Origin of the sequence: Methylobacterium variabile (assembly GCF_001043975.1) — a bacterium.
GTDB classification, from domain to species: domain Bacteria; phylum Pseudomonadota; class Alphaproteobacteria; order Rhizobiales; family Beijerinckiaceae; genus Methylobacterium; species Methylobacterium variabile.
Window position 1 is genome coordinate 1 of record NZ_LABY01000484.1, and the last position, 1739, is coordinate 1739.

The 1739-nt window shown below is 62.6% G+C and carries 3 protein-coding genes; all 3 read left to right on the forward strand.

The window, feature by feature from the left end; all coding sequences use genetic code 11:
* Nucleotides 1-107 precede the first annotated feature (107 nt).
* Nucleotides 108-671, forward strand: coding sequence for a hypothetical protein (locus VQ02_RS34035; protein WP_245239940.1), 564 nt, complete (start codon nt 108-110; stop codon nt 669-671).
* 75 nt (nt 672-746) lie between these two features.
* Nucleotides 747-1313, forward strand: coding sequence for a hypothetical protein (locus tag VQ02_RS37905; protein ID WP_157080935.1), 567 nt, complete (start codon nt 747-749; stop codon nt 1311-1313).
* Nucleotides 1314-1438: 125 nt separating this feature from the next.
* A partial coding sequence (locus VQ02_RS34040; protein ID WP_157080936.1) for a hypothetical protein occupies nt 1439-1739 on the forward strand: 301 nt, incomplete at its 3' end.

Below are 1739 nucleotides of genomic sequence, written 5' to 3' on the forward strand. Positions count from 1 at the left end.
GGAGCTCCTGCGGGCCGCCCTCGCGCCGCATATCGGCTTGCCCGGCGCCGCCGCCCCGGGCGGGGGGGAGGCCACCCGCCGCATCGGTCTCGCGTGAGGCCCGCGCCATGCCGAGAGCCAGGAAGTCCCACCACGTCCGCCAGGACGTGACGCGCCTGCCGGCAGGCAGCGACGCCCGCTGGCGGGCCGAGTTCCGCCAGGCGCAGTACGAGCGCGCCCTGATCGGCATCCAGGGTGATCTGCTCGGCGGGCCGGCGGTCGAGGTGTTCCGCGCCTCGCCCAAGCAGCCGGCGCCGCAGGCCTGGACGCCCGACTACGCCGTCGAGTGGTTTCACGACTTAGGCCCCGAGGAACAGGCCCTGCGGCTGGCGGCCGACCCCCAGACGCCGTTTGCCCGCACGACGCGGGCGAAGCTCACCGCCGAGGACCTCGCCGCCCTCCTCGCCGCCGCGGCCAACTGGCTGCGGGTGGGACAGGCGGTCCGGATCACCGGGGCACCGCTGACCTTCGACGGTAGCGACGAACGGCGCGTCGGCCGCACGGGCGTCATCTGGCGCCTGTGCAGCACGGTCTTCGCCGACCACGTCTACGTCAATCTCGACCTGATCGGCGCTGAGCGATCGGAGAAGGTGGTATTCGTCGAGCTGCGCGACGTGGCGCCGATCGATTAAGGTGCTGGATCGGAAAGAGCTTGATGGTAGGTATGAATATTGATATTGTTCTATATTGCACGACGGGGTGATGTGATGAATTATTTAAACGGCACATCGAAACTTGAGAAGAATGCTTTCATCTTCAACGTCGGCAATCAGGATAAAGATGAATGGATTGCGGCGGATGATCGACAAGAGGCGATTGTCCAATTTTTGCGGTCTATCGATATCGAGATCGACCGTAATTTACCGATCGACGATGTTCGAGAGAAATACGGGCTGTCTGTTGATGAAATTGAGATGGTCGTGCCCAGATTGCCTATCAGAATGTATGAACATTATGAACCTGTCGTCCTCGGATCGGTCGATGTCCTCGTCACGGATGGTTGCTACGCACTCTTAGAAGATGATCAGCCAGGAAGTTGGCGGGTCGTTCTCAGAAACTATCGGCAAGGAGAGGAGCTTACAAAGACATTTGACAGGGGGTTGCACATCGCTGACGAGAAGGCGTGGGCTGAAGTCTGCGCGGACTGCATCGAGAGAAGGTTTCCTTCGCGCGAGGATGCGATCGCAGCGGCCGAGCACTATGCGGCGGCGGTCCGCGCTATGAGCAATATGGAAGTGGGGTCTCATTTGGGCGGTCTGATATTTGTCGGCTGACCGTCCGAAGATTGGGGGCAGGTAACGCTACCACATTTCACGGTAAGGCAATGTGATCTTCACCGACCGACCCTCCATTGGTTTCGCACAGGAAAAGTGACCCTCCCGTACTCTCGGATCAACTCATGAAGGGAAACACCATGGCGACGATATTGCCTGACAGGATCGCCTCTCGTCGCCAATCCGCCGAGATCGCCGCCTGGACCGGGTCCGACGAGGCCGAGCGCATGGCCAAGATGACCGACGCCGAAGTGGCCGCGCTGATCGTGCAGGAGGATGCCGAGGCGGCGGCGCTCGCGGACCGCGACAAGGCCCGCGATGTGGCGCGCCTGGCTGCCCTCGGACTGGCCGGGGACCAGATCGTCCATGCCGCCGGCCGCGGCGCCCACCACGACAGTCACTGTGCCGAGGTGATCGATCTCGAGG